This is a genomic window from Candidatus Symbiopectobacterium sp. (assembly GCF_020054415.1).
Lineage (GTDB): Bacteria > Pseudomonadota > Gammaproteobacteria > Enterobacterales > Enterobacteriaceae > Symbiopectobacterium.
Window position 1 is genome coordinate 1 of sequence record NZ_JAHWCO010000083.1, and the last position, 3,125, is coordinate 3,125.

The window sequence follows — 3,125 nt, forward strand, 5'->3', positions numbered from 1 at the left end:
AAAATGGCTTCGGACGGGCGCTCACGGTTCGCCAGTGACGCTTACCGTCATCGCAATGTAGTGGAAAGATGTTTTGGCCGATTAAAAGAATACCGCCGTATTGCCACACGTTATGACAAAACGGCGAGGAATTATCTGTCTATGGTTAAACTGGGCTACATCCGCCTATTTTACAAGAAGTTATGCAATTAAGGGACACAGCCTAATATCAATGACCCGCTGCCTCAGGCAATGAAAATGATTGTCTGCAGCAACAGCGGTTGGCTGCACATGTTGGTGTGGCTCGGGTTGTTCGGCCTGGTGGCCTCATTCCATGGCATCATCATGTGCTATTCGCGTCAGATCTTTTCCCTGGGGCGCGCGGGGTATCTCCCCGCTTCGCTGGCGCGAGTCCATCCGCGTTTTCGTACGCCGCACCGCGCCATTCTGGCGGGCGGTGTCGTTGGGATTGCAGCCATCTTCTCCGATTCGTTCGTCACCATCGGCGGGCTGCCGCTGACGGCAAATATCGTTACCATGTCGGTATTTGGTGCGATAGTCATGTACATTACGTCGATGGCTGCCTTGTTTAAACTGCGTCGCAGTGAACCGGCGCTCAGTCGTCCGTTCCGTGCGCCCTGATATCCGTTTGCCCCGGCATTTGCGCTGGTGATGGCGGTGATTTGTTTGGTTGCTATGGTGCATTACAACACGTTACTGGCGCTGATTTTTACTGCCATGATGTTGCTGGGATACGGCTGGTTTCGGGCAACCCGCAGTGCGCGCGAGTCCGCAGTATTCGATCCCCAATTGACGGCATCCAAATAGCAGGCGAGGAGGGGTATGTATCACACGACATTGGGGCACCAGCGTTACACCTTTGATTCTCTGCGTACGCTATTGGCCAAAGCGTCACCGGCGCGTTCCGGTGACTATTTGGCGGGCGTGGCGGCCATGAGCGCTGAAGAGCGTATGGCGGCGCGTATGACGCTGGCTGCCGTGCCATTAAAGACCTTTTTGCAGGACCTCTTGATTCCCTATGAGCAGGATGAGGTCACGCGACTGATTGTTTATAGCCACGATAAGCAGGCGTTTGAACCCATTTCACATTTGACCGTGGGGGATTTTCGCAACTGGCTATTGAGCGACACCACCAGTAGTGAACTGTTGACGCGCGTTGCACCGGGTATTACGCCGGAAATGGCGGCAGCGTATAGCGCGGCAAATCATTTGATACCGAAAGGCAAAATATTTTATACGCTCAAAAATCACACAAATGAAAATTATTTGATACCAATTGCTGTACTGATGTAACGCTTTTATTGTCCCTAAAACATAATGAAATTGGTTTTAATGTTTCCGGCTTAGGATAAGGTTGCACTTTAAATAATTTTGTGTTGAGGCGCTTCTTCGCGCGTTTGTCCAAAAAGCGGATATATCGGAACTGCTGGAAGCGATGAACAGTTGTACGCGCTATATTGGCCCTCAGGTATTCTCCTCGCTTGCCGCCCCGCGTGATCGCGTTACGGGCTATTTCGTGATACCACTCACCATCAAGCTTATAGAATCGCGAGTAATGGCTGCCGATATATTCAAAATTACTCGCCTGATACACCACGCCACAACGCCCACAGCGCTCATCTGCAAAGGATTGCACCCATTGCACCTGAGGATAAAGTAATCTGATAGTTTTCAGTGCATAGCTGATTGCTCGTGACTCTGAATTTTTAGGCATGTCATCATGCAGCCATAAGCGGTTAAGCTCCATATACTCACGATTCCTCATGCCAGAGACCACTTTTGCGCCACTGTTAGGATTCAGGGCGTATCCCCACTGCATCACGCCAACCAAAGCCCTACCGGAGAATACCCCAAGATGTAGCCAGGAATTATTAACAAACCGCCGGCTGTAATGCCGACTTGTTACAATGACGCGGGCCAGCCAGCAGGCGATGGTTTCTACCCGCAATTCGTGTGAGCAGTATCCAACAATCTGGTCATTATCGAAAATGGGCTGAGGTGTTGTGAGAATGCGTGACGTATGTGCGCGCTTCATTTCCGGTCTCCGACTGGCGTTCGGAGACGCTGGTTGAGGGATTGCTCATCCTCATTTCATTAAATGCTTTGCAGCGCGGGCATTTTATCTGTATGTAAATCGCTTCTGCTTTTGCCAGTAATCGGTGACAACCGCAGCAGCGTATCTCTCGTAACATCTTCTCATTTCCCCAATTAATCAAGAAAACATATGTTACCTGTTAGGTATGGAGAGTATGATTAACCCACTGTAATTGATCTGTTTTAACGATCGATAAGGCTTTATTGATCGCTAATGCCAGTTATGTTTCATGTTAGCCGGCGCAAGGTCGGTAGTGCGATTTGCTCTTTCATACCCCCTTAAAACATGCTTAATATTTAATCAAACCATCAAATTTTGCTGTAAATCGGCACGTTGACTATTATTTAAGCGATAAATGCTGCTTGTTTTGCCGTGCCTCCGCCTTACCAAGGCATGATTAGCACTTATCCCTAGCGGGAAACTGGCAAAAATCCTCATTGTTAAAAACCCTAGTTTAACGGAAACGATAGTACCGATAGATGTTCCGCTACCTTGGCCTACTGAAAATCCGCCTGCTGGATGGCTTAAATGCAACGGTGATGCTTTCGATAAAGTGGCCTGGGCTTTGTTGAATAAATCAGAACTTGTAACGACTGCGCCCCATACGGGTCGATTGTTACGTGATGTGTACTAGCTCAGACCTGATCTGACAGTTACCGATTATTTATACAGGCGTCTGTCAGATTACATCTGGTTCAGATTCTTTTCTGCCCAGATCCGTTTTCCATCGAGTAAAGTTGCCATCGGCGTACGCCCGCAGCACGTTTTTCCCTGATGAGTTCGCTCATTATTGTAATGCCACAACCAGTTGTCCAGATCTACCTGCAGGCTTTCCAGGTCTCCATATAACTTCTTGCGGAACGTAACCTGATAAAAATCCTGCAAAATGATTTTATGGAAGCGCTCGCAGATGCCGTTCGTCTGCGGAGACATCGCCTTCGTTTTCGTATGCTCGATATCGTTGATAGCCAGATAAAGCTGATAATCATGCTGCTCCACTTTACCACAGTACTCCGTACCCCTGTCGGTC

The 3,125-nt window shown here is 48.8% G+C and carries 4 protein-coding genes and 3 pseudogenes; 4 read left to right on the plus strand and 3 right to left on the minus strand.

The annotated features are described in order from the left end of the window. From QZ506_RS02630 to eutB, 3 genes and pseudogenes are all read left to right on the plus strand, one after another. Positions 1-192 (plus strand): transposase (locus QZ506_RS02630; protein ID WP_291968874.1); only part of this gene is annotated, 192 nt, incomplete at its 5' end. 12 nt (positions 193-204) lie between these two features. Then, positions 205-807, plus strand: a pseudogene (locus QZ506_RS02635) (amino acid permease); the annotation flags it as partial. Positions 808-822: 15 nt separating this feature from the next. Then, positions 823-1,263: pseudogene (gene eutB / locus QZ506_RS02640) on the plus strand (ethanolamine ammonia-lyase subunit EutB); the annotation flags it as partial. Here eutB and QZ506_RS02645 read toward each other — a convergent pair. Then, the gene (locus QZ506_RS02645; RefSeq protein ID WP_291968876.1) at positions 1,241-2,035 is read right to left on the minus strand and encodes a protein mom; all 795 of its coding nucleotides are present in this window, start codon (positions 2,033-2,035) and stop codon (positions 1,241-1,243) included. The pseudogene eutB and the gene QZ506_RS02645 sit on opposite strands and share 23 nt — an antisense overlap. Next, positions 1,980-2,192, minus strand: a complete 213-nt coding sequence (locus tag QZ506_RS21420) for a Com family DNA-binding transcriptional regulator (RefSeq protein WP_367272959.1) — start codon at positions 2,190-2,192, stop codon at positions 1,980-1,982. The genes QZ506_RS02645 and QZ506_RS21420 overlap by 56 nt, the downstream gene beginning before the upstream one ends. 372 nt (positions 2,193-2,564) lie before the next feature. On the opposite strand from QZ506_RS21420, the pseudogene QZ506_RS02650 reads away from it, so the two are divergent. Then, positions 2,565-2,657, plus strand: a pseudogene (locus tag QZ506_RS02650) (tail fiber protein); the annotation flags it as partial. Positions 2,658-2,779: 122 nt separating this feature from the next. On the opposite strand, the gene QZ506_RS02655 reads toward QZ506_RS02650, so the two are convergent. Then, the coding region (locus QZ506_RS02655) for an integrase core domain-containing protein (RefSeq protein WP_291968877.1) at positions 2,780-3,125 on the minus strand (346 nt) is incomplete at its 5' end.

Excerpts from the sequence above, each read along its gene's own strand:
- QZ506_RS02645 (WP_291968876.1), bottom strand. The coding sequence starts at position 2,035 with ATGAAGCGCGCACATACGTCACGCATTCTCACAACACCTCAGCCCATT.
- QZ506_RS21420 (WP_367272959.1), bottom strand. The coding sequence starts at position 2,192 with ATGTTACGAGAGATACGCTGCTGCGGTTGTCACCGATTACTGGCAAAA.